At 68.4% G+C, this 22,188-nt stretch carries 17 protein-coding genes and 1 tRNA gene; 10 read left to right on the top strand and 8 right to left on the bottom strand.

What is annotated here, in order from left to right; genetic code table 11:
- Position 1: 1 nt before the first annotated feature.
- The gene (locus tag ACZ5IK_RS15835; protein ID WP_465488335.1) at positions 2 to 1,042 is read right to left on the bottom strand and encodes a trans-sulfuration enzyme family protein; all 1,041 of its coding nucleotides are present in this window, start codon (positions 1,040 to 1,042) and stop codon (positions 2 to 4) included.
- A gap of 72 nt (positions 1,043 to 1,114) precedes the next feature.
- Between ACZ5IK_RS15835 and ACZ5IK_RS15830 the strand changes: the two genes are divergently transcribed.
- Positions 1,115 to 2,026, top strand: a complete 912-nt coding sequence (locus ACZ5IK_RS15830) for an oxidoreductase (RefSeq protein ID WP_465488305.1) — start codon at positions 1,115 to 1,117, stop codon at positions 2,024 to 2,026.
- On the opposite strand, the gene ACZ5IK_RS15825 is transcribed toward ACZ5IK_RS15830, so the two are convergent.
- Positions 2,023 to 5,259, bottom strand: coding sequence for a penicillin acylase family protein (locus tag ACZ5IK_RS15825; protein WP_465488304.1), 3,237 nt, complete (start codon positions 5,257 to 5,259; stop codon positions 2,023 to 2,025). The genes ACZ5IK_RS15830 and ACZ5IK_RS15825 overlap by 4 nt on opposite strands.
- A gap of 141 nt (positions 5,260 to 5,400) precedes the next feature.
- Between ACZ5IK_RS15825 and ACZ5IK_RS15820 the strand changes: the two genes are divergently transcribed.
- Positions 5,401 to 5,775 (top strand): FKBP-type peptidyl-prolyl cis-trans isomerase, encoded by a 375-nt coding sequence (locus tag ACZ5IK_RS15820; protein WP_465488303.1) that lies wholly within the window; start codon positions 5,401 to 5,403, stop codon positions 5,773 to 5,775.
- A 193-nt stretch (positions 5,776 to 5,968) separates the two neighbouring features.
- Here ACZ5IK_RS15820 and ACZ5IK_RS15815 read toward each other — a convergent pair.
- Positions 5,969 to 6,051 (bottom strand) — tRNA-Leu (locus ACZ5IK_RS15815).
- Between the two features lie 130 nt (positions 6,052 to 6,181).
- Between ACZ5IK_RS15815 and ACZ5IK_RS15810 the strand changes: the two genes are divergently transcribed.
- The 7 genes from ACZ5IK_RS15810 to pknB all read left to right on the top strand — a co-directional run bounded on the left by ACZ5IK_RS15810 (position 6,182) and on the right by pknB (position 15,696).
- On the top strand, positions 6,182 to 7,450 hold the full coding sequence (locus ACZ5IK_RS15810) for a DUF3662 and FHA domain-containing protein (protein ID WP_465488302.1): 1,269 nt from the start codon (positions 6,182 to 6,184) through the stop codon (positions 7,448 to 7,450).
- Between the two features lie 159 nt (positions 7,451 to 7,609).
- Entirely contained in the window at positions 7,610 to 8,077 is a 468-nt protein-coding gene (locus ACZ5IK_RS15805) for an FHA domain-containing protein FhaB/FipA (protein WP_007030429.1), read from the top strand.
- Positions 8,074 to 9,471: a PP2C family protein-serine/threonine phosphatase gene (locus ACZ5IK_RS15800; protein ID WP_101611621.1), complete on the top strand. Its 1,398-nt coding sequence runs from the start codon at positions 8,074 to 8,076 to the stop codon at positions 9,469 to 9,471. The genes ACZ5IK_RS15805 and ACZ5IK_RS15800 overlap by 4 nt, the downstream gene beginning before the upstream one ends.
- Complete coding sequence (locus ACZ5IK_RS15795; protein ID WP_465488301.1) at positions 9,471 to 10,949, top strand: FtsW/RodA/SpoVE family cell cycle protein; 1,479 nt, start codon at positions 9,471 to 9,473, stop codon at positions 10,947 to 10,949. The genes ACZ5IK_RS15800 and ACZ5IK_RS15795 overlap by 1 nt, the downstream gene beginning before the upstream one ends.
- The gene (locus ACZ5IK_RS15790; protein ID WP_101611619.1) at positions 10,946 to 12,409 is read left to right on the top strand and encodes a peptidoglycan D,D-transpeptidase FtsI family protein; all 1,464 of its coding nucleotides are present in this window, start codon (positions 10,946 to 10,948) and stop codon (positions 12,407 to 12,409) included. The genes ACZ5IK_RS15795 and ACZ5IK_RS15790 overlap by 4 nt, the downstream gene beginning before the upstream one ends.
- A gap of 3 nt (positions 12,410 to 12,412) precedes the next feature.
- A complete protein-coding gene (locus ACZ5IK_RS15785; protein ID WP_465488300.1) occupies positions 12,413 to 13,723 on the top strand; it encodes a protein kinase domain-containing protein in 1,311 nt (436 codons plus the stop codon).
- Entirely contained in the window at positions 13,720 to 15,696 is a 1,977-nt protein-coding gene (gene pknB / locus ACZ5IK_RS15780) for a Stk1 family PASTA domain-containing Ser/Thr kinase (protein ID WP_465488299.1), read from the top strand. Before ACZ5IK_RS15785 ends, pknB begins: the two co-directional genes overlap by 4 nt.
- Before the next feature lie 99 nt (positions 15,697 to 15,795).
- On the opposite strand, the gene ACZ5IK_RS15775 is transcribed toward pknB, so the two are convergent.
- The 3 genes from ACZ5IK_RS15775 to ACZ5IK_RS15765 are packed head-to-tail and all read right to left on the bottom strand — an operon-like array spanning position 15,796 to position 17,881.
- Positions 15,796 to 16,440: a hypothetical protein gene (locus tag ACZ5IK_RS15775; RefSeq protein WP_465488298.1), complete on the bottom strand. Its 645-nt coding sequence runs from the start codon at positions 16,438 to 16,440 to the stop codon at positions 15,796 to 15,798.
- Positions 16,428 to 17,240 (bottom strand): ATP-binding cassette domain-containing protein, encoded by an 813-nt coding sequence (locus ACZ5IK_RS15770; protein WP_465488297.1) that lies wholly within the window; start codon positions 17,238 to 17,240, stop codon positions 16,428 to 16,430. Before ACZ5IK_RS15770 ends, ACZ5IK_RS15775 begins: the two co-directional genes overlap by 13 nt.
- Positions 17,237 to 17,881 carry an aminodeoxychorismate/anthranilate synthase component II gene (locus tag ACZ5IK_RS15765; protein ID WP_465488296.1) on the bottom strand — a complete coding sequence of 215 codons (645 nt, stop codon included), beginning with the start codon at positions 17,879 to 17,881 and terminating at the stop codon, positions 17,237 to 17,239. The genes ACZ5IK_RS15770 and ACZ5IK_RS15765 overlap by 4 nt, the downstream gene beginning before the upstream one ends.
- A gap of 111 nt (positions 17,882 to 17,992) precedes the next feature.
- Between ACZ5IK_RS15765 and ACZ5IK_RS15760 the strand changes: the two genes are divergently transcribed.
- A complete protein-coding gene (locus ACZ5IK_RS15760) occupies positions 17,993 to 19,312 on the top strand; it encodes an FAD-dependent oxidoreductase (protein WP_101611613.1) in 1,320 nt (439 codons plus the stop codon).
- A gap of 339 nt (positions 19,313 to 19,651) precedes the next feature.
- Here ACZ5IK_RS15760 and ACZ5IK_RS15755 read toward each other — a convergent pair whose 3' ends face one another.
- Both ACZ5IK_RS15755 and ACZ5IK_RS15750 read right to left on the bottom strand, forming a co-directional pair.
- On the bottom strand, positions 19,652 to 20,305 hold the full coding sequence (locus tag ACZ5IK_RS15755; RefSeq protein WP_465488295.1) for a response regulator: 654 nt from the start codon (positions 20,303 to 20,305) through the stop codon (positions 19,652 to 19,654).
- Positions 20,245 to 22,095 (bottom strand): sensor histidine kinase, encoded by a 1,851-nt coding sequence (locus tag ACZ5IK_RS15750; protein ID WP_465488294.1) that lies wholly within the window; start codon positions 22,093 to 22,095, stop codon positions 20,245 to 20,247. Before ACZ5IK_RS15750 ends, ACZ5IK_RS15755 begins: the two co-directional genes overlap by 61 nt.
- Between the last annotated feature and the right edge of the window lie 93 nt (positions 22,096 to 22,188).

Raw genomic sequence — 22,188 nt, 5'->3', positions numbered from 1 at the left:
GTCAGCCGAGCGCCGAAGCCAGATCCGTCCAGAGATCTTCGGGATCCTCGAGTCCGACGCTGAACCGGACGAGCCCGGCGGGCACGTGCGCGTCGCCTGCCAGCCACGCCCGCCGCTCGACCAGGCTCTCCACCCCGCCGAGGCTGGTGGCGGCGCGGATCAGCCGCAGCGAACCGATGACCTTGTCCGCGGTCTCCGCGTCCGGGAGTTCGAACGCGATCATCGTGCCGGAGCCGGGATACCGCACCCGGGTGATCGCGGGGTGATCCAACAGCCGCGCCGCCAGCAGCGCGGCCGTGCGCGTCTGCTCGGCGAGGCGGACCGGCAGCGTCCGCAAGCCGCGAAGGGCGAGCCAGGCTTCGAGCGCACCCGGCGTCGCACCCATCCGCGTACGCGCGTCTCGCAGGTCCTTCGCAACGCCTTCGTCGGCCGCGATCGTCAGCCCGAGCAGCAGATCGCTGTGGCCGCCGATGAGTTTCGTCGCACTGTGCACGACGATGTCGGCACCGAGCTCGAGCGGTCGCTGCCCGAGCGGGGTGGCGAACGTGTTGTCCACCGCGACCAGCCCGTTCGCGGCGGCGGCGATCGTCTCGATGTCGATGACGTCGAGCGTCGGGTTCGTCGGGGATTCGAGCCAGAGCAGGTCGGCGTCCGCGGCCGCGACCCAGGCGTCCGTGTCTTCCGGCGCGAGCTCGGTGACCACCAAGCGACCGGTCCGGTGCGCGTGCGCGAAGAGCCCGCGGGACCCGGCGTAGGAGAACGTCGGGACGCAGACCTTCGCGCCGACGGCCAGCGTGTCGGTCACCGCGGACAGCGTCGCGATCCCCGAGGCGAACGCGGTGGCGTGCCCGCCTTCGAGCGCGCCGATCGCGGCTTCGAGGGCTTCCCAGGTCGGGGTGCCGTTCTCCCGCGAATACGCGCGGTCGGCGCCGGCGTCGAAGGTGCTCGCCGCGACGATCGGCACGTTCAGCGGTTCGCCGGGGCCCGCCGGACGTCCGGCGGCGACGGCGAGGGTGCGGGGTGACCAGTCGTTCGTGTCCACCCCGCCACCGTAAAGGTCGCGGATGATCACGGAAACCGACCTGTTCGCGATCACACGTGGCAGGCTCCGGGCATGACTTCCAGAACGATCGACGCGGGAACCTGGACACTCGGCGATCTCACGGTCAACCGGGTCGGGTTCGGCGCCATGCGGCTGCCCCAGCGCGGCCAGGCGTTCGCACCCGGCGCCACCCCGGGCGACCGCGACCAGGCGATCAAGGTGCTGCGCCGCGCGGTCGAACTGGGCGTCAATCACGTCGACACCGCCGCGTTCTACTTCTCGTCGCTCCGGTCGGCCAACGAGCTGATCAACTCCGCGTTGTCGCCGTACGCGGACGATCTGGTGATCGCCACCAAGGTCGGGCCGCGCCGCGATCCGTCCGGTGAATGGCTGCCCCAGGCCACCCCGGGCCAGCTGCGTGGCGAGGTCGAAGAGAACCTGCGGCAACTCGGCCGCGACCACCTCGACCTGGTGAACCTGCGCCTGTCCGGGCCGGACTCGATCGCCGACCACTTCGGCGCGCTGGCCGAGCTGCGCGAAGCCGGTCTGATCCGGCATCTCGGCGTGTCCAACGTCAGCCTGGAGCAGCTGGCCCAGGCCAAGGCGATCGCGCCGGTGGTGTGCGTGCAGAACGCCTACGGCCTCGGCCATCGGCCCGAGCAGGATCGGCTCCTGCGCGCCTGTGGCGAGCAAGGGGTCGCGTTCGTCCCGTTCTTCGCCATCGCCGGAGCCGGACGCGAGGCGGGTCCCAGCGGCGCCGAGCAGGACGAGGTGCTCGCGATCGCCCGCGCGCACCAGGCCACGCCCACACAGGTCCGCTTGGCATGGACTCTGGAGCGTGGGCCGCATGTGCTGGTCATTCCGGGTACCGGCGATCTCGGCCACCTCGCCGACAACGTCGCCGCCGGAACGCTGCGGCTCACGTCCGAGGACCTGGCCCGCCTCGAAGCACTGCATCAAGGCGGGCCATCGCCCACGGCCTAGTGGGCGTACACCTCGAACTCGTAGAGGGAGTAGCCGTACTTCGTGCCTCGCTGAACTCCGGCCATCCGGACATAACGGCCATCCGTGGCCTCGAAGGCGACGTTGTCCTGCCCGCCGTCTCCGTCCACTGTGGACGCCACGTCGCGCCAGTTCGTCCCGTCGGACGAGACCTGCACCTTGTACGCCTTCCCGTACGCGGATTCCCAGTGCAGGACCACCCGGGAAACCCGCTGCGCGGAACCGAGGTCGACGGTGATCGACTGGTTGTCGCTCCAGTCGCTCGCCCAGCGCGTCGAGAGGTTGCCGTCGATCGCGTTGGACGGCGGCGAGTTGTACCAACCTGTCTCGTGGCTGCTCGCGCTGACCGACCGGCCGGTGGCGAGGTTGGCGATGTTGTCGCCGCGTTTCGCCGGGAACTCGACGACCTGCTGGAAGGTCGGCCGGTTCTGGGTGCTCATCTTGTCCTGCGTGATGCCGCCGAGCGCGCGGTGGATGATCGTGTCGGCGCACCACTGGTCGCCCGCGGAGCAGTCGCCGTCACCGGGGTACACGGTGTTGGCGGGCTGGGCGGCGGCCTGCGTCAGCGAGTCGAGCAGGATCTGACGGCAGGCGTTGACATCGCCGCCACCGCAGTACTTCACGGGTAGCGGACCGGCGACGTTCTGCCCGAGGACCGAACGGATGTCCTTGTGCACGTAGCCCCACCAGCCTGCCTGGTACGACGAACCCGCGTGCGACTGGCCGACGTGCTTGCCGGGCACCTCGTTCTGCCAGCCGGACGGCGACTCGTTGATCTTCAGCACGCCCACCATCGCGGCGTAGGCGGCGTCGCCCATGCCGGGTTTGAACTGGGCGTTGACCAGGAGCGGCCACCAGGCGTCCATCACGCGGATCGCGTCGGCGTTCGCGTAGGCCTTGCTACCGGGTGAGGTTTCCGAGCGCAGGGCGCCCGCGGCGAGCCAGGTCTTCAGCTTCGCCACCGCGTCCGCGGCCGGACCGGTCACGGGTGCCTTGTCGATCACCTTGAGCAGTTCCGGCAACACCTTCTCCGCGCGGAGGTCGGCCAGCGCCGCCTCCTCCATGGCCTGCGTGAGGTTCACTCGCGTCACCTTGGTGCCGCTCGAGACCATCTTCTTGACCCGCGCGTCGATCAGATCGCCGCGGTGCACGGAACTCTTGTCCGCGCCGCTGGCCGCGTAGCCGTTGGTCTGCGCGTTGTTCCAGCTGATGTAGTAGTCCTGGTTGATCGACTGGGGATGTTGCGAAGACGGCGTGTAGTTCGCGAGGTTGCCGTCGGGATTCCAGCCCTGCCAGTCGAATCCGGCGTCGGCCTTGACCGGCATCGCCGGGTCGACGTTCGGATTGCGGACCGGGTTCGAGCCGGAGTTGAAGTACGCGATGTCCCGGGAGTCGGCGTAGAACCAGTTGTAGGTCTGGTTGACGTCGGCCGCCGCGGCCTGGAAGTCCTGCGCGGACTTGATCGCGTCCGGGTCGTTGAACTTCTGGAAGCCGATGATCGTGTCGATCTCGTGCTGGAAGGTCGACCGCAGCGACGCGTACGCGACCGGCTTGCCGCCCACGAGCGCCCGGCTCGTCACCGGTCCGTATTTCGTGCGGAAACTCCGCAGGGTGTACGAACCCTCGGCCGTCCCATCGGCGATGGTGGGCTTCCAGGCGTTCTTGCGCTCGACGATCTCGAACGGCAGGCACTGACCGCGGAAGCGGTAGAAGTTCGAGTTCTTCGTCGGCGCGGAACCGTTCTGCTCGCACAGCTCGACGGCGTAGGTGTCGGTGATGTCCTGCGACGCCGAAGTCGCGCTCCACGAGTAGTCCTTGCCGCGGCCGAGCAGCACGTACATGCTGATGCCCGCGAAGGAGGCGCCCCGGGCGCTGATGCCCGGACCCTGGAGTTCCTGCAGCATCAGCAGTTGCGGCGCGAAGTACCCCGCCTGCGGGCCGAAGACGGCGACCGGGTGACCGCTCGCGGTCTTGGCACCGGAGACGACCAGCGCGTTGGACATGCCGTGCTTCTCGGACAGCATGTTGCCGGGCAGGACCCCGTCGTCGAAGATGCCGCGGACGGCCTTCTGGTCTTCGGGCGCGGGAACGGACACCTTGGCGGGCGTCGCCGTCCCGGCGGAACCGGTCGGATCGAAGACGAGCTGCTGACCGGAGACCGAACCCTTGTCCGGTATCGCGGCGCCCTGCGGGTTGGCCGGCGCCTTGCTGTAGTCGAAGTTCTGTCCATTGTGGAGGGTCTTGACGGTCTCGGGATCGTCCTCGGACCGGAGGCTCTTCCAGACCTTGTCGCCCTGTTCGAGACCGTACTTCTCCTGCATCGCCATCTTCGCGATGGCGTTCTGCACCTCACCGCCGCCGCCCGCGCCGAACTGCGCGCCGACCACCGCGGCGAGCACGACGAGGTCGGTCAGCTTGAACGGCTCGATGGTCCCGGCGTTGGTGATCGCGTCGACGTGCCCGGTGAGGACGTACTCGCCGGGGAAGTAGCGGCCGCTGTGCGAATCGGAGATGTACTTGTTGACGCCCTGCACGTAGGCCTCGGCGTCGGCTTTGCCCTGCGCGCCGCGCGGACCGCTGGCCGCGGCGTTGTCGATCTGCTTCTGCAGTTCCTGCTCGGTGTAGGGCGCCGAGGCGAAGAAGCTCTGCTCCAGCTCGCGGTTGCCCTGCGCGCCACCGGCGTACGACGTCAGCTGGCCGCGTCCGACGCGGCGCATGATGTCCATCAGCCACAGGCGGTCCTGCCCGGCGGCGTACCCGGCGCCGTACATCGTGCCCGGCCTCGTGGTGCCGACGATGCGGGGAACACCGGTCGCCTTGTCCCGGGTGATCGTCACGTCCGCACGAGGTTTGATCGTGCTCTCGACCTGCCCCGACTGGACGCCGAACGAGGCGTCGTTGAAGAACTGGTTGATCTTGTCCGTGGTCAGCGCCTTGTAGCCGTCGGCGAGCGAGGCGTACCTGCCGAGCTGGTCGGCGGAGTGCGCGGGACGGGTGCCGAGCGCCTTGTGCGCCAGGATTTCGGCGAGGGTGGCGTTCCCCTTGGTGCCGGGCGGCAGGATGTCGGAACACTGGCCTCCGCAGTAGTCGTCCAGCGCGGCCGCCACCACCGAGTTCGACGGTGGTTCAGCCGCGTTCGCCTGCAGGGCCGGAACGGTGCCCGCCACCAGCGTCAGCCCCGCCAGCGTCGTCAAGACCCGTATGCCTCGTCGCATGAAAGACCTCCGTCGTCGGAGAGTGACGAGGCGCACACTACCCACGGGTATCCAAATTTGTGAAGACTATTCGCGTTCTTGCCACCGTTCGGCGGAACACTCGTCCTGCGAACCCCGGACCAGCGGATGTAGCTTATGGACATGTCTTTGGAAAAGCCCCAGATCGACCGCCCCGAGGGGCCCGCGCCCACCGACCTGGAGAAGACCGACATCTCCGTCGGCGACGGCCAGGAGGCGAAGTCCGGCGACACCGTCTCGGTGCACTACGTCGGCGTCTCGCACTCGACCGGCGACCAGTTCGACGCCTCATGGGACCGCGGCGAGCCGCTTCGCTTCGGCCTCGGCAAGGGACAGGTCATCCCCGGCTGGGACCAAGGCGTCGCGGGCATGAAGGTCGGCGGCCGTCGCCAGCTGGTCATCCCGCCGCACCTGGCCTACGGCGAACGCGGCGCCGGCGGCGTCATCAAGCCGAACGAAACCCTGATCTTCGTCGTAGACCTCATCGGCGTGAACTGACCCACAGAACACAAAGACCCGGCCCCCAGCCGGGTCTTTTTCTTTGGCTTTCTTTGTTCTATCGGGAACCGACCGACAACCGCCGCCCTCACGCACCGTGGGGGTCCGGGGGGCTCGGCCCCCCGGGAATCGACGAGCGACGACCTCACGAAAGAGGCCCCCGACGCGGAGCGAAGGGGGCCTCGAACAAGAGTGGGCGAGGAGGGAGTTGAACCCTCACGTCCTTTCGGACACACGGACCTGAACCGTGCGCGTCTGCCATTCCGCCACTCGCCCGAGTGCTTCGTTCTCTGACAGCTCGCAAAGCGTAGCAGGCTGATTTCACGGGTTTCACCGGGGGCCGTGTCCGACTGGCCGTACCCGGATAGGATCGACGGGGAAAGCAGACGTGTGAGGAGGTTGCCCGGTGGGCCGCGTAGAGCGCTTCGATAGGCGGCTCGAGAACCTTGTGGGCAATACCTTCGCGCGCATGTTCGGTGGCAACGTCGTCACGCAGGAAGTGGCGGTGGCGCTTGAGCGCGAGAGCGAGGAGAACGTTCGTGAGCTGGCCGGTGGTCGACAGCTCGCCCCCAATCACTACATCGTGTCGTTGGGGCAGGCTGATCACGAGCGCATGGCCGGAGACGAGCGACGGGTCACGTCGGTGTTGGCGGGGGCGGTCAAGGAACACCTCGCCGAGCACGGTTGGGACACCTATGGTGACGTCGTAGTTTCGCTCGAGCGCAACGAGGCGCTGCATACTGGACAGTTCAAGACCCGTTCGTCCGTCGATCCCGACGTCAAACCACCTGGCGCCGAAGGTTCGTCACGGTCGGCACGACCCAGCAACGCAGGAGACCCAGCAATGAGCCAGCCCCCCGGCTACGGCCAATACGACCAGGGTGACCCGTACGGCCAGCAGCAGGGCCAGTACGGCTACGGACAGCAGGCTGGCCAGCAGCAGCCCGGGTACGACCAGGGTTATGGCGGCCAGCAGCAGGGCGGCTACGACCAGGGTTACAGCGGCGCCCAGCAGCCCGGTTACGACCAGTACGGCGGCCAGCAGCAGCAACAGCCCGGGTACGACCAGGGCTATGGCGGCGCCCAGCAGCCTGGCTACGACCAGTACGGCGGCCAGCAGCAGCAACAGCCCGGGTACGACCAGGGTTACGGCGGCGCCGCCCAGCAGCCCGGTTACGACCAGTACGGCGGCCAGCAGCAACAGCCCGGCTATGACCAGGGTTACGGCGGCGCCGCCCAGCAGCCCGGCTATGACCAGTACGGCGGCCAGCAGCAACAGCCCGGGTACGACCAGTACGGCGGTGGCCAGCAGCAGTACGGCCAGCCCGCCGCGGACCCGTACGCGCAGGGTGGCGGCTACGGCGGCCAGCCGGCGGCGGGCCGTCAGCTGGCCGCGAGCCTCCAGCTGGACGACGGTTCGAACCGCTCGTACTCGCTGAAGCAGGGCGGGAACGTCGTGGGCCGTGGCCAGGACGCCGACTTCCGGCTGCCGGACACGGGTGTCTCGCGTCGTCATCTGGAGATCACCTGGGACGGCCAGAGCGCGACGCTCGCGGACATCGGTTCGACGAACGGGACCACCGTCAACGGCACCCCGGTGCAGACGTGGCAGCTCGCCGACGGCGACGTGATCCGCGTGGGCCACTCGTCTCTCGTGTTCCGTACGCAGGGCTGATCGGCGGCGTCCGAAGGGGGTACCGCAGAATTGCGGTGCGGGACCTGTGGTGGATCGGCACCGCGGGTCGTAGCGGAGAGCAAGGCTGTTCGGAGCCGACCATCCCGGACGGCACGGGCTCTCCGCGGCGTACAGGAGAAACGGGAGCGGACACAACAAGTGCCAGAGCTGGTCGTTCAACTCACCAGAGTGGGCTTTCTCGTGCTGCTCTGGCTCTTCGTGTTCGCCGCGTTGCGTGTCGTCCGTTCGGATCTGTACGCGGCCTCCGGGCTGCGAGTCGCCGTCCCGACGTTCGGACGCAAGAAGAAGGAAAACAAGAAGCCGCGCGGCGGGAAGTCGCCGCAGCAGCTGCTCGTGACCCATGGCGCGCTGGCAGGCACCCGGATCGCCTTGGACGGCAGGCCGATCCTGATCGGCCGCGCCGACGACTCGACCCTGGTGCTGGACGACGACTACGCGTCGACCCGGCATGCCCGGATCGCCCTGCGCGGGGAGGATTGGTACGTGGAAGATCTGGGCTCGACGAACGGGACGTACCTCGACCGGGCTAAGGTCACGGCACCCCTCCGGGTCCCGCTCGGAGTCCCCATCCGGATCGGCAAAACGGTGATCGAGCTTCGCCCATGACTCTCGTCCTCCGCTACGCGGCTCGCAGCGACCGGGGCCTGGTGCGTTCCAGCAACCAGGACTCCGTGTACGCCGGACCCCGCCTGCTCGCCCTCGCCGACGGCATGGGTGGTCACGCCGCCGGTGAAGTGGCCAGCAAGGTCGTCATCGCCTCGCTCGCCCCGCTCGACGACGATGACCCGAGCGACGATCTCCTCGCCCAGCTGCGCGAGGCCGTCCAGAACGGCAACGCCGCCATCGCCGAACTCGTCCAGCAGGACCCGGACCTCGACGGGATGGGCACCACCCTGACCGCCGTGCTGTTCGCCGGTTCGCGGATGGGTGTCGTGCACGTCGGCGACTCGCGGGCGTATCTGATGCGCGGCGGGCAGTTCTCGCAGATCACGCGGGACGACAGCTTCGTCAACGAACTTCTCGAACAGGGCCGGATCACGCCGGAAGAGGCCGCGGTGCACCCGCAGCGGTCGCTGCTGTTGAAGGCGCTCACCGGTCACGAGGTCGAGCCGAGCCTGACGGTGCGCGAAGCCCGCGCCCACGATCGCTACCTGATCTGCTCGGACGGCCTGTCCGGCATGGTCAGCGACGAGACGCTCGCCGAGGCGATCCAGATCCCGGATCCGCAGGCCTGTGCGGACCGGATGATCGAGCTGGCGCTCAAGGGCGGCGGCACGGACAACGTCACGGTGATCATCGCCGACGTCGTCGACGTCGACTTCGGCGAGGACGCGCCCATAGTGGGCGGCGCCGCCGGTGACGGCAGTGACGAGTTCCACCAGGGCGACTCCCCCGCCGCCAGGGCGAGGGCGCTGACCCAGCCCGCGCCGCAGCCGCGTCCCGAGGTCCAGCCACCGGAGGAGGACCCGAAGGTCAAGCGCCGGAGGCGATTTCGCTGGCTGGCGGGAGCAGTGGTCGTCCTGATCGTGCTGGCCGCGGCGGCGATCGCCACGCGGTATTTCGTGCTGAGCCAGTACTACGTCGGCGAAGGTCCCGGCGAGGAGGTCGTGATCTACCGCGGCGTCCCCGGCAGCATCCTCGGCATCGACCTGCACTCCTACGAGCAGGGCTCGTGCCCGCCGGGCGGGCTGTGCACCGACAAGCTGCTGGTGCCCGCGCTCCAGGAGGACGCGCGCATCGCGGTGAAGAACGGCGTCAAGAAGGACAACCTCGACGACGCGCGCAAGTACATCGACGACTTCCTGCGGCCGCACAAGCAGCTGGCCGACTGCAAACCGAACACCAGCTCGACTTCCACGTCGCCTCCCGCGTCGTCGCCGCCTCCGGCGTCGTCCTCGGCGGCACCCCCTTCTACCCCCGCCTCGCCGAACTCGGCGAACCAGCCAGCGGGGAGGGACTGCTCGACGCCGGCCACGGCAGCACCAGGGGGCGGTAACTGATGAGCACGCCGCTCGCCGATCCGGCTTCGGCCCAGTTCGCCACGAACCCTCCGCGCGAGCTGCCCACCCGGCGCGGGACCGAGCTCGTTCTCCTGGCTTTCGCGACGTTCATCGTCACCATCGCGCTCGTGCTGGTGGAAGCGAACCAGGAGCAGGAGCTCACCAGCTCGATCATCTGGCTGGGGCTGTCCTACCTCGCGGTGCTGACTGCGGCGCATCTGGCGGTCCGCCGCTGGGCGCCGTACGCGGACCCGGTGATCCTGCCGTGCGTCGCGCTGCTGAACGGGCTCGGCCTGGTGATGATCCACCGGATCGACCTGGCGCTGGCGGAACGCGCCATCCAGCAGGGCAAGGAATACACCCCGGACGTCTCCAAGCAGGTGTTGTTCACCGCGATCTCGCTGGTGCTGTTCGTGGTGGTGCTGGTGGTGATCAGCGACCACCGCACGCTGACCCGCTACGGCTACATCTGCGGTCTGGTCGGCATCGTGGCGCTCGCGCTGCCCGCGGTGCTGCCGTCGTCCCTTTCCGAGGTCAACGGCGCGAAGGTCTGGATCAAGCTCCCGTTCTTCTCGATCCAGCCCGGCGAGTTCGCGAAGATCCTGTTGATGATCTTCTTCGCCTCGTTCCTGGTGACGAAACGGGACCTGTTCATGGTCGCGGGCAAGAAGATCGTCGGCGTCGAACTGCCGCGCGCCCGTGACCTCGGCCCGATCCTGATCGCGGCGGCCGCCTGCCTCGGCGTGCTGGTGTTCGAGAAGGACCTCGGGACGTCGCTGCTGTTCTTCGGCGTCACGCTGGTGATGTTGTACGTCGCGACCGAACGGGTCATCTGGGTGGTGCTGGGCGTCGGCTTCTTCGCCGTCGGCGCGATCATCGCCTACAACCTGTTCACGCACGTCCAGCAGCGGGTGCGGAACTGGATCGACCCGCTCGCCACCTACGACGACGCGGGTGGCGGCTACCAGGTCGCGCAGGGCCTGTTCGGACTCGGGACCGGCGGTGTCGGCGGGACCGGCCTCGGCGCCGGACGGCCGGACATGGTCCCCGAGGCAAAAACGGACTTCATCACCACCGCGATCGGCGAGGAACTCGGTTTCATCGGCCTCGCCGCGATGCTGATGCTGTACCTGATCCTGGCGATGCGCGGGATGCGCAGCGCCCTCGCGGTCCGCGACACCTTCGGCAAACTCCTCGGCGGCGGCCTGTCGTTCGCCCTGGTCATGCAGATCTTCGTGGTCGTCGGCGGCGTCACGAACCTGATCCCGAACACCGGGATCACCGCCCCGTTCCTCTCCCGCGGTGGTTCTTCACTGCTCGCGAACTACATCCTGGTGGCCCTCCTGCTCCGAATCTCCGACGCCGCCCGCAAACCCGCCGCGCGGCCGAAGCCGCAACAGCCGCAAGCGCCGCTCGCGGAAGCGCACACGGTGATGGTCCAGCGGCCGCCCGCGAACGGTGAGGGGAGCGCTTCGTGAACACCCCGCTCCGCAAGGTCGGCGTCGCCATGCTCGTCATGGTGGTGCTCCTGCTGGCCAACGCCACCTACATCCAGGTGGTCAAGGCCGACGACTACCGCACGGACTCGCGCAACCTGCGCGTGCTCTACGAGGAGTACTCCCGCCAGCGCGGCCTGATCGTCACTCCCGACGGTTCCGCGCTCGCGAAGGTCGACCCGTCGAACGACAAGTACAAGTTCATCCGGGCCTACGCCGACGGCCCGATGTACGCGCCGGTCACCGGCTACTACTCGATCAACTACGGCTCGGGCGGACTGGAGCGGTCCGAAGACGACGTCCTCAACGGTTCCGACCCGCGGCTGTTCGTCCGGCGCCTGTCGGACATGGTCACCGGCCGCGACCCGCGCGGCGGGAACGTGAAGCTGACGATCAACCCCGCCGTGCAGAAGGCCGCGTACGACCTGATGACGCAGAAGGGCTACACCGGCTCGGTGGTCGCGCTGGAGCCCAAGACCGGGCGCATCCTGGCCATGGTCTCGACGCCGTCGTACGACCCGAACAAGCTCGCCTCGCACGTCGGCAAGGAGCAGATCGCGGCGTGGGGCGAGTGGCGCGACGATCCGAAGAAGCCGATGCTCAACCGCGCGATCTCGGAGACCTACCCGCCGGGTTCGACGGCCAAGCTGATGGTGACCGCGGCCGCGCTCGAGAACGGCAAGACGGCGGACACACCGGTCAACACCGCGCCCAACGTCAAGCTCCCCGGCACGCAGACGACGCTGGAGAACTACGGCGGCGCGCCCTGCAAAGGCAGCACGCTGAAGGAAGCGCTGCGGTACTCGTGCAACGTGCCCTTCGCCGAACTCGCGGGCGAACTCGGCAAGGAGAAGCTGAACGCGACGGCGAAGAACTTCGGTGTGGGCGAGGACCTGACCGTGCCGATGCGGGTCGCCGGTTCGACCCTCGGCCCGCTCGACTCGAAGGCCGCCCTGTTCCAGAGCGCCATCGGGCAGCGCGACGTGCGCCTGACGCCGATCCAGGACGCCCTGCTTTCGGCGACCATCGCGAACAACGGGATGGCGATGAAGCCGCAGCTCGTGCAGTCGCTGCTGGCGCCGAACCTGTCGACCATCGAGGACTACACGCCGACCGAACTGACCGGCGACGCCGCGATGTCCAGCGCGAACGCCGCGATCCTGCGCGACATGATGCTGGCGTCGGAGGAGAACACGAAGGGCGCCGGCAAACGCGGCGACATCCAGATCGCCTCCAAGACCGGCACCGCCGAACACGGCAACGACCCGAAGGCCACCCCGCCGCACGCCTGGTACACCGGGTTCGCGCCGGCGATGGACCCGAAGATCGCCGTCTCGGTGATCGTCGAGTCCGGCGGTAACCGCGGGCTCGAAGCGACCGGTGGCACCGTGGCCGCGGAGATCGGCCGCGCCGCCGTCAACGCGATGCTCGGGGGTGGATAGCGCATGCTGTCCTCGGGTCAGCTGCTGGCCGACCGGTACAAGCTGACGAACCGGATCGCCGTCGGCGGGATGGGCGAGGTCTGGCAGGCCAGCGACACGCGGCTGGACCGGACGGTCGCGGTCAAGATCCTCAAGGCGGAGCTGTCCGGCGACGCCGAGTTCCTGCACCGCTTCCGGACCGAGGCCCGGATGACGGCGTCGCTGAACCACCCCGGCATCGCCGCGGTGCACGACTACGGCGAGACGGTCGCGGACGAGCTGTCGATCGCGTACCTGGTGATGGAGCTGGTCGAAGGCGATCCGCTGGCCGCGATCATCACCCGCGAAGGACGGCTGAACGCCGAGCGCACCCTGGACATCCTCGAACAGGCCGGGAACGCGCTGCAGGCCGCGCACGAAACCGGTCTGGTGCACCGCGACGTCAAACCGGGCAACATCATGGTCACCCCGGCCGGGCAGGTGAAGATCACCGACTTCGGTGTCGCGAAGGCCGCCGACGCCGCCCCGGTCACCAGGTCCGGCATGGTCATGGGCACCGCCCACTACATCGCCCCCGAACAGGCACTCGGGCACAATGCCGAACCGGCGAGCGACGTCTACTCGCTGGCCGTCTGCGGTTACGAATGCCTGACCGGGCACCGGCCGTTCCTTTCGGAGAACGCGGTGACGGTCGCGATGATGCACATCCGCGACCTCCCGCCGCCGCTGCCGCCGGACGTGCCACCGGGCACCCGCGCGGTCATCGAAGCGACCCTGATCAAGGATCCGAGACAGCGGTACAACAGCGGTGGCGAGTTCGCGGCCGCGGTGGCCGCGGTCCGCGCCGGCCTGCCGCTGCCCACGCCGTCGGGCCTGGTCAACGTGGCTTACGCCGTGGGCCAGCCGCCCGTGATGCCGCAGCAGGGACCGCCCGGTCCGCACTCGCCGCCGAACCCGATGGTGGCCGTCGGACCGGCGTCGCATCCGGCGATGCACCCGGTCACCGGCCCGCCCCCGATGGCGGTCCGCCGTCTGCCCGGCAAGCGGCCACAATGGGGCTGGTGGGTGCTCCTCGCGGTGATCCTGATCGCAGTACTGGTGGCAGGAGCCTTCCTCATCGCGAGACTGGTCGGTTCGGGCAACGGACAGCAGTCGGGCGGCGTGGACACGAGTGAACAGGCACCGGCTCCGGGTAAGAAGTCTGTAGGTCCTTCACCGACCTCCGCGTACCCCGCGGGGCCGACGGAGGGCAGCACCGAGGAGTCGGCCGGGCAGGCGAATCCAGGAATGATGAGCAGCAAACCTTGGACGGAATGGAACGGCACGCAGAGATGAGCACACCAAGACTGCTCAGCAACCGCTACGAGCTGGGAGACACGCTCGGCTACGGAGGCATGTCCGAGGTCCATCACGGCCACGACGTGCGCCTGGGCCGGGAGGTGGCGATCAAGATCCTGCGCGCCGACCTGGCGCGGGATCCCCAGTTCCAAGAACGTTTCCGTCGTGAGGCACAGAACGCGGCGGCACTGAACCACCCGGCGATCGTCGCCGTCTACGACACCGGCGAGACGAACACCGAGTTCGGCACGCTGCCCTACATCGTCATGGAGTTCGTCGAGGGACGGACTCTGCGGGACATCGTGAAGACCGAAGGCCCGATGTCGCAGAAGCGGGCGATGGAGGTCATGGCCGACGTCTGCGCGGCGCTGGACTTCTCGCACCGGCACGGCATCGTGCACCGCGACGTCAAACCGGCGAACGTGATGATCACGAAGAACGGCGCCGTCAAGGTGATGGACTTCGGCATCGCGCGCGCCATGCACGACGGGCAGTCCGCGATGACGCAGACCGCCGCGGTGATCGGCACGGCGCAGTACCTCTCGCCGGAGCAGGCCCGCGGCGAGTCCGTCGACGCGCGTTCCGACGTCTACGCCGCGGGCTGTGTGCTGTACGAACTCATCACCGGCGAGCCGCCCTTCACCGGCGATTCCCCGGTGGCGGTGGCGTACCAGCACGTCCGGGAAGACCCGAACCCGCCGTCGTCGGTGAACCCGGCCGTGGCGCCGGAGCTCGACGCCGTCGTGCTCAAAGCGCTCGCGAAGGGCCCGGCGAACCGGTACCAGTCGTCGGCGGAGATGCGTTCGGACCTGGTCCGCACGCTGTCCGGCCAGCGGCCCGCCGCGCCGATGGTGATGTCGGAGGACGAGCGCACCCAGGTCATGGACTCCGACCGCCGGGCGCCGCAGCGCTACGACCAGTACGAGGAAGAAGACGAAGACCCGGCCGCGAAGAAGAAGCGCCGCGCCTGGTTGATCGCCGGGCTCGTCGTCTCGCTGGCGGCGGTGGTGCTGCTGATCATGTGGCTGTCCAACGCCTTCAACAGCACCGGTACGGAGAGCAAGGCGATCCCGAAGGTCCTCAGTCAGTCCGAGGCCTCGGCGAAGGACACGCTCCGGGGGGCGGGATTCAACTCGTTCGAGCCCACAAAGAAAGTCCCCTGCACCGGTGCGCCCGCGAACGGTCTGCCCGCTTGCGACGAGAACGACATCGACAAGGTCATCGCGATCAGCCCGAGCGAGGGCCAGGTGACGCCGACCACGGAGAAGATCACGCTGACCGTCGGCTCGAAACCGGGCAAGGTCAAGACCCCGGACCTCAAGGGCAAGTCCCAGAGCGAGGCCGAGACGGCGCTGACCAGTGCGGGGCTGCTGCTCGGGGTGACCACCGAGCAGGAGACCGACGAACCGAACAACGCGGGCAAGGTCCTTTCGCAGAATCCGGGCGCGCAGGCCGATGTCGACCAGGGCTCCAAGGTCGACATCACGGTCGGGAAGTCGAAGGAACTGAAGACGGTCCCGAACTACAAGGGCAAGACGAAGTCCGAGGCCGACGCCGGGCTGAGGCAGGCCGGGTTCACGCCGAGCTTCAAGACCACCAGCTCCAGCGAGCCCAAGGACACCGTCGTCGAGCAGACCCCGAACGGCGGAAAGCTCGCCGTCGGTGGTGTGGTCACGGTGACCGTGTCGGACGGCAGCCAGGAGACCTTCGACATGCCGAACCTGAAGGGCATGACGGAGGACCAGGCCATCCGGCAGTTGCAGCAGCTGGGCTGGAGCGGTACTCCGAACACGCAGGCCGACAAGAACGGCGACCGGGACGACGCGGGCAAGGTCAGCAAGACCAACCCGCAGGCCGGTGCGAAGGTCGCGAAGAACGCCCCGATCACGCTGTTCATCGTGGAAGGCGACGAGACGCCGACAACGTCGAGTAAGTCGAACGGCTTCCCCATCCCGGGTAGCGGCGGATAGCAGGACTGATCGAGGAAGGGCCCCGCACGGTTTCGTGCGGGGCCCTTTTCTCGTGAGTGGTAAGGACGGTTAGAACCGCCCTCACCACTCACGAGGTGGTCAGGCGTTGCGGCGAAGCAGGTAGCCGACGGCCGTCGCGCTCAAGAACAACGCGGCGAAAGCCGCCACCACGGCCACCGTGAACGGACCGGCCACAGGTTGTTGCGAGGTCAAGGCGCGCAGGAGCGGATTGGCCAACGGCAGCCACTTCACCAGGAGCACGGCCGCGAGGACGAAGATCGCCGCCAGCACGGACCAGCCGACGCGCGGGATCAGCAGCCGCGAACAGGGCAGGCCGATCGCGATCCCGAACAGCGCGCACACCGCGTGAACCGCGGCGCCGAGAGCGAGGGTGCCGACCGGGAAACCACCGATCCGGAGGCCGGACCACAGCACCGTCACGAGGATCAGCACGACGGCACAACTGAAGACCGCCAGTGCGGCGCCACCGAGGACCGATCGCCAGCGCCGCGCGTGGCTGAAGGTCACCAGCCGCTGGACCGGGTCCTCGACGTCGAGCATCGCGATCGTCAGCCAGCACGAAACCACCAGGAGCGAACCCGCGCTGATCCCGTACTGCGGCAGCAACGGCGACTTCGGATCGGTGTAGAGCACGGTATTGACTGCGAGGTAGGCGAGGATGGCGGGGAGATAGCGCTGGGAATGGCCGAGCAGCGCCAGGTAGTAGCGCGTCATGGCGAGCACGGCGCCACCTCTCGGACCGAGAAGCCGCGGTTGAGCGCGCGCAGCAGGACGGCGTCCGTGTGCCCGGCTTCGACCGTCAGAACGACTCTTTCGTCCTCGGTCACGGCCTGGCTGACGCCGGGTTCCGACGACCAGTCACCGCCGGGTCCGTGGAGGACGATCCTGGTCGCGGTTTCGGCCTTCGCCGCGGATTCGACGCGGGTCAGGAGACCGGCGTCCATCCGGTGGACGTCGTCGGCGTGGGCGTGCACGGCGGCGGCCCGGTGGTCGGTGAAGACCACGCTCGCGCCGCGTTCCCTGGTCTCGGCGACTATCTCGCCGAGCACCGTGTGGGCTTCGACGTCGAGGCCGGACCAGGGCTCGTCGAGGATCAGCAGCTCCGGCCGGACGAGGACGGCTTGAGCGAGGCCGACCTTCTGGGCGTTGCCCTTCGACAGGGTCCGCAAGGGCGCGTCCGGCCCGCCGACCAGCGCGAGCCTGTCCAGCAAAGGATCGATGGCCGACAAGTCGACAAGGCCGTCGATGCGAGCCATGTGCCGCAGGTAGGCCCTGGCGCTCATCCGCTGCCCCGCCGGGAAACGGTCCGGCAGGTAGCCGACACGAGGGCTGCCGACGACGGTTCCCGAGGTTTCGCGGGAAAGCGCCGCGAGGATCCTGAGCAGCGTCGACTTCCCCGAGCCGTTCGAGCCGAGGATGCCGATCACGCGGCCTGCCGGGACGTCGAGGTCGACGTCGACGAGTACGGGTTCGCCGCGGCCGTAACGCTTACCGACTCCTTCGAGCCGGATCAGCGAGGTCACGCAGCAGCGGCCTTCTGCAGCGCGCGGGTCGCCTGTTCGAGTTCTTCGACCTTGGCGTCGGGGACCGGGTGCCCGGCGGAGGCCATCCAGTTCGCCAGCATCCGGTGCCCGCCCTGCGTGAGCACGGACTCGGGGTGGAACTGGACGCCTTCGAGCGGCAGCTCGCGGTGCCGCATGCCCATCACGACACCGGACTCGGTACGGCCTGTGATCTCGAACACGGCGTCGTCGATGGTTTCGGGCAAAACGGTCAGCGAGTGGTACCGCGTGGCGGTGAATTCACCGGGCAGTCCGGCGAGCACTCCGTCGCCCGAATGGTGGACTTGACTCGTCTTTCCGTGCAGCAGTTCGGGGGCGCGATCGACGGTGGCGCCGAAGACGACACCCAAGGCCTGGTGGCCGAGGCAGACGCCGAGCATCGGGATGCGCTCGTCGGCGCATTTGCGGATGACGTCCATGCTCTGACCAGCACGTTCCGGGGTTCCGGGACCGGGAGAGACGAGGACCGCGTCGAACTCGCCGAGCTTGTCGATCTCCACGACGTCGTTACGCCAGACGGTGCAGTCGGCGCCGAGCTGGGCCAGGTACTGGACCAGGTTGTAGACAAAACTGTCGTAGTTGTCGACGACGAGCACGCGCATGCCCTCAGCTTAGCGGCTCCCAGCAGGTGGACCGTACGCCAGATCACAATGATTGTTAGGGCAACCTAACTTACCGTGGTAGGGGTGAGCCGTTCTCTTCGTGTAGCCATCGTGGGTGCCGGTCCGGCCGGCATCTACGCCGCCGACATCCTCGACAAGTCCGACGCCGACGTGACGATCGACCTGTTCGAGCGCATGCCGGCGCCGTTCGGGCTGATCCGGTACGGCGTCGCGCCCGACCACCCCCGGATCAAGGGCATCGTCACCGCCCTGCACAAGGTCCTCGACAAGCCGAACATCCGCTTGCTGGGCAACGTCGACTACGGGACCGACCTCAAGCTCGACGATCTGCGCCAGTTCTACGACGCGGTGATCTTCTCGACCGGCGCCATGGCCGACCGCGCGCTCGACATCCCCGGGATCGACCTCGACGGCAGCTACGGCGCCGCGGACTTCGTTTCCTGGTACGACGGGCACCCGGACGTGCCGCGCACCTGGCCGCTGAACGCGACCTCTGTCGCCGTTCTCGGCGTCGGGAACGTGGCGCTCGACGTGGCCCGGATCCTCGCGAAGACCGCTGACGAGCTGCTCAGCACCGACATCCCGGACAACGTCTACCAGGGCTTGAAGGCCAGCCCGGTCACCGACGTGCACGTGTTCGGGCGTCGTGGCCCGGCTCAGGCGAAGTTCACGCCGCTCGAACTCCGCGAGCTGGACCACTCGCCGAACGTCGAGGTCATCGTGAACCCGGAGGACATCGAGTTCGACGAGGGCAGCATCACCGCGCTGCGGGCGTCGAAGCAGATCGACATGGTCGTGAAGACGCTGCAGGAGTGGGCGATCCGCGACCAGGGTGACCGGCCGAAGCGGCTGCACCTGCACTTCCTGCACTCGCCGTGCGAGATCGTCGGCGAGGACGGCAAGGTGACCGGCCTGCGGACCGAGCGCACCGAGCTGACCGGTGACGGCAATGCGCGTGGCACCGGCGAGTTCCACGACTGGGACGTCCAGGCCGTCTACCGCGCGGTGGGTTACCTGTCGTCTCACCTGCCGGAGATCCCGTTCGACCACACCACCGGGACCGTGCCGAACCAGGCCGGCCGGGTGCTGGACATCGACGAGGACCAGGTGCCGGGCGTCTACGTGACCGGCTGGATCAAGCGTGGCCCCGTCGGCCTCATCGGCCACACCAAGGGCGACGCGGCCGAGACGATCGCGAGCCTGCTGGCCGACGCCGACAATCTGACGGCCCCGGCCATCGACGATCCCGACGCGATCCTCGGCTTCCTCGCCGAGCGCGGCGTTCCCTTCACCACTTGGGAAGGCTGGGGCAAACTCGACGCCCATGAAAAGTCCCTCGGCGTCCCGCACGGCCGCGAACGCGTCAAGGTCGTGGAACGCGACGAAATGACCCACATTTCCCGCTCTTGACTCACCTACCCAGCCCCCCACCCGTCCCAGGGGGCGGCCCCGAACCCAGTCTACCGGCTGGAACCGGGAAAAGGGCTGGTCAGACGGGGTTGTCCACAGCCGGGAAGGGTTGTGGACAACTGTCGGGCAAGTCATGAAGGGCCTCACCGAGTGTGGGGTCCTTCTTGGCTCGCGATGAGCGGACTGTGTGGATTTTCGTGCGTTGGATGACCAGAAATCCACACAGTCCTGCGTGAACGGTCGAATCCGGAGAGGGTGTGTGGAAATAGGGACACTCAACGTCCCTATTTCCACACACCCCCACCCTGAGCGGCTCCCGCGAACCAACAGCCCGCCAGGTCAGGAACCCAGGTACGCCAAGACCGCGAGCACCCGGCGGTTCGTGTCGTCCGAAGCGACGATGCCGAGTTTCGCGAAGATGTTCGCGGTGTGCTTCCCCACCGCCCCTTCGCTGAAGTGCAGCCGCCCGGCAATGGCGGCGTTGGAACAGCCCTCGGCCATCAGTTCGAGCACTTCGCGTTCGCGCGGGGTCAGGGCCGCCAGCGGGTCGGAAGCGTTGCCCGCCACCAGTTTCGCGATCACCTCGGGATCCATCGCGGTCCCGCCGCCCGCCACCCGCCGCACCGCGTCGATGAACTGGTCGGCGTTGAAGACCCGGTCCTTCAGCAGATAGCCGATCGCGCCGGCGCCGTCGGCCAGCAGTTCCCGCGCGTAGAGCTGCTCGACGTGTTGCGACAGCACGAGAATCGGCAATCCGGGGATGTCGCGCCGCACCGCCAACGAGACCTGCAGGCCCTCGTCGGTGAGCGTCGGCGGCATCCGGACGTCCACGACCGAAACTTCCGGCCGGTGCGCCCGCAGCGCCCGCTCCAGTTCCGGTCCGGTCCCGACCGCCTCGACGACGTCGAAACCGTGCGCGGTCAGCAAATGCGTCAATCCGTCTCGGAGGAGGTACTGGTCCTCGGCGACGACGCATCGGGGTCGAGCTGACACGGGATCTCCAGGGTCGCCTTCGTCGGCCCGCCGGGCGGGCTGGTCAGAGCAAAAGTACCGTCGAAGGCGCCCAGCCTGCGTTCGATCCCGCGAATCCCGCTGCCCCGTGCCGCGTTCGCGCCGCCTTTCCCGTCGTCGGCCACCTCGATCCGCAGCACACCGTCGTCGTAACCGAGCTCGATCGACACTTTCCGCGCTTCACCGTGCTTCGCCGCGTTGCCCAGCAACTCGCTGACCGCGAAGTACGCGCACGCCTCCGCGGGCTGTTCGAGCCGAGGCAGCAAACCGCTCACGGAAGCCCGCAGCGGACTGTCCAGCGCCATCGCCCGCACCGCGTCGCCGAGACCGCGCTCGGACAACACCGGCGGGTGAATCCCCCGCACCAGCAGCCGCAATTCCGTCAACGTTTCGGACGACGTCTGCCGCAATTCGGCGGCGAGCCGTTTCGCGGCGGCCGGATCGGTGTCGATCAGCGCTTCGACCGCACCCAGCTTCATCCCCATCGCGACCAGCCGCGACTGGACCCCGTCGTGCAGATCCCGTTCGATACGCCGCATCTCGGCGGCCTGCGCCGCCGACGCGTCCGTCCGCGTCTGCTTCAGCCGCGCGACACGTTGTTCCAGCCGCGAAGCTTCTGTCGGCCCCAGAAGCAGCTTCGCGAAGCGAGCCTCCTGACGCGCCAGCCACGGTGTCGCGATCAGGCCCACCACGAAAGCCGCCACCGCGACCGGAGTCAGCGCGAGCGCCTGCCAGTGCGTGGTCGCTTCGGGCAACCCGATCATCGAGAACCACTGCGTGGTCGACCAGGAGGTTTCCGTCCACTGGGCGATCGGCCGCCACACCCAAAGTGCCAGGAATCCCATGAACCCGAAGAGCACCAGAGCGGCCGTCGGCAGCATCATCAGCAGCAGGACGACGGAGTTGACCACGGCGCCCGCCAGGTCACGCCAGGTCGCCCTGTCCCGCATCACCCAGCGCAAACGGCCCAGCCGTGCGGGCCACCACGGCGTGTCGTACAGCTGCCGCCGGTACTGGTACATCCCGTCCGGCCGCGGGGCGGGGAACGGCGGCTCCGGCAGATACGGGCGGTCGATCCGCACACCGGTCCAGTTCCTGGCCTCACGGCGCAGGGTGTCGGTCACCGTCCGGCCCGCGATCACCAGCGTGGGGAACGCCGGCGCCGGCCCGATCAGCACGAGCATCGTCGGGACGGACATCCCGAGCTGCGCGACCGAAAGCCCGAAGAGGCCCATCTGGTGGCCCAGCGCCTTGAGATGCCGCCTGAGCCAGCCTTCGGCGCTCTGAGACGCGCGAGGTCCGAGCCACCATCGGGTCCAGTGGCCGTACACCCGCAGCGCACGCGGTCCGGTCAGCAGCACGGCAGGCACGAGCAGCAGACCCGCGAACGGATTCCACAGCTGCCAGCCCAGGTCGCGGCCGGTCGCCGTATCGTCGGAGATCCACTCGAACCGTTTGGTCCACTTGATGAACCAGGACCGCTTGAACAGGCTGTTCCCTTCGCGATACCAGCCATCTCGCTCGCGTTCCGGCTCCGGCGGGGCGGGCCGATAGGGCGGCTCGACCTCGATACCGCACCAGCGTCCGGACAGCCGCCGGGTGAGCGCGGCGCGCGGGCGCATTCCCTCCAGGGCCAGCGTGTACGCGAAGACCAGCCCCAGGCAGAGCAGGCAGAAACCCACCAGTTCGACGAGGAGGTCCAGCCAGCTCACCAGGGCGAGCCCCGCGAGCACGAGGCCGCGGCGCACCGAGATGAGGTACTTGCGGATCATGCGAGAAGTCTCGCTCACCGTCAGGTACGGACGCAGTGGCCACAGCGCCCCGACCGGGGTGGGCCCAGCCCCACCCCGGTTGGGGTCTCAGCG

It is taken from the genome of Amycolatopsis sp. NPDC031561, assembly GCF_055580625.1.
The sequence above is the reverse complement of the archived record's forward strand: the minus strand, read 5'-3'. Positions and strand labels throughout refer to the sequence as shown.

Coding starts and splice junctions, on each gene's coding strand:
- ACZ5IK_RS15800 (WP_101611621.1), top strand. CDS start 8,074: ATGACTCTCGTCCTCCGCTACGCGGCTCGCAGCGACCGGGGCCTGGTG.
- ACZ5IK_RS15830 (WP_465488305.1), top strand. CDS start 1,115: ATGACTTCCAGAACGATCGACGCGGGAACCTGGACACTCGGCGATCTC.
- ACZ5IK_RS15795 (WP_465488301.1), top strand. CDS start 9,471: ATGAGCACGCCGCTCGCCGATCCGGCTTCGGCCCAGTTCGCCACGAAC.
- ACZ5IK_RS15750 (WP_465488294.1), bottom strand. CDS start 22,095: ATGATCCGCAAGTACCTCATCTCGGTGCGCCGCGGCCTCGTGCTCGCG.
- ACZ5IK_RS15820 (WP_465488303.1), top strand. CDS start 5,401: ATGTCTTTGGAAAAGCCCCAGATCGACCGCCCCGAGGGGCCCGCGCCC.
- ACZ5IK_RS15785 (WP_465488300.1), top strand. CDS start 12,413: ATGCTGTCCTCGGGTCAGCTGCTGGCCGACCGGTACAAGCTGACGAAC.
- ACZ5IK_RS15825 (WP_465488304.1), bottom strand. CDS start 5,259: ATGCGACGAGGCATACGGGTCTTGACGACGCTGGCGGGGCTGACGCTG.
- pknB (WP_465488299.1), top strand. CDS start 13,720: ATGAGCACACCAAGACTGCTCAGCAACCGCTACGAGCTGGGAGACACG.
- ACZ5IK_RS15765 (WP_465488296.1), bottom strand. CDS start 17,881: ATGCGCGTGCTCGTCGTCGACAACTACGACAGTTTTGTCTACAACCTG.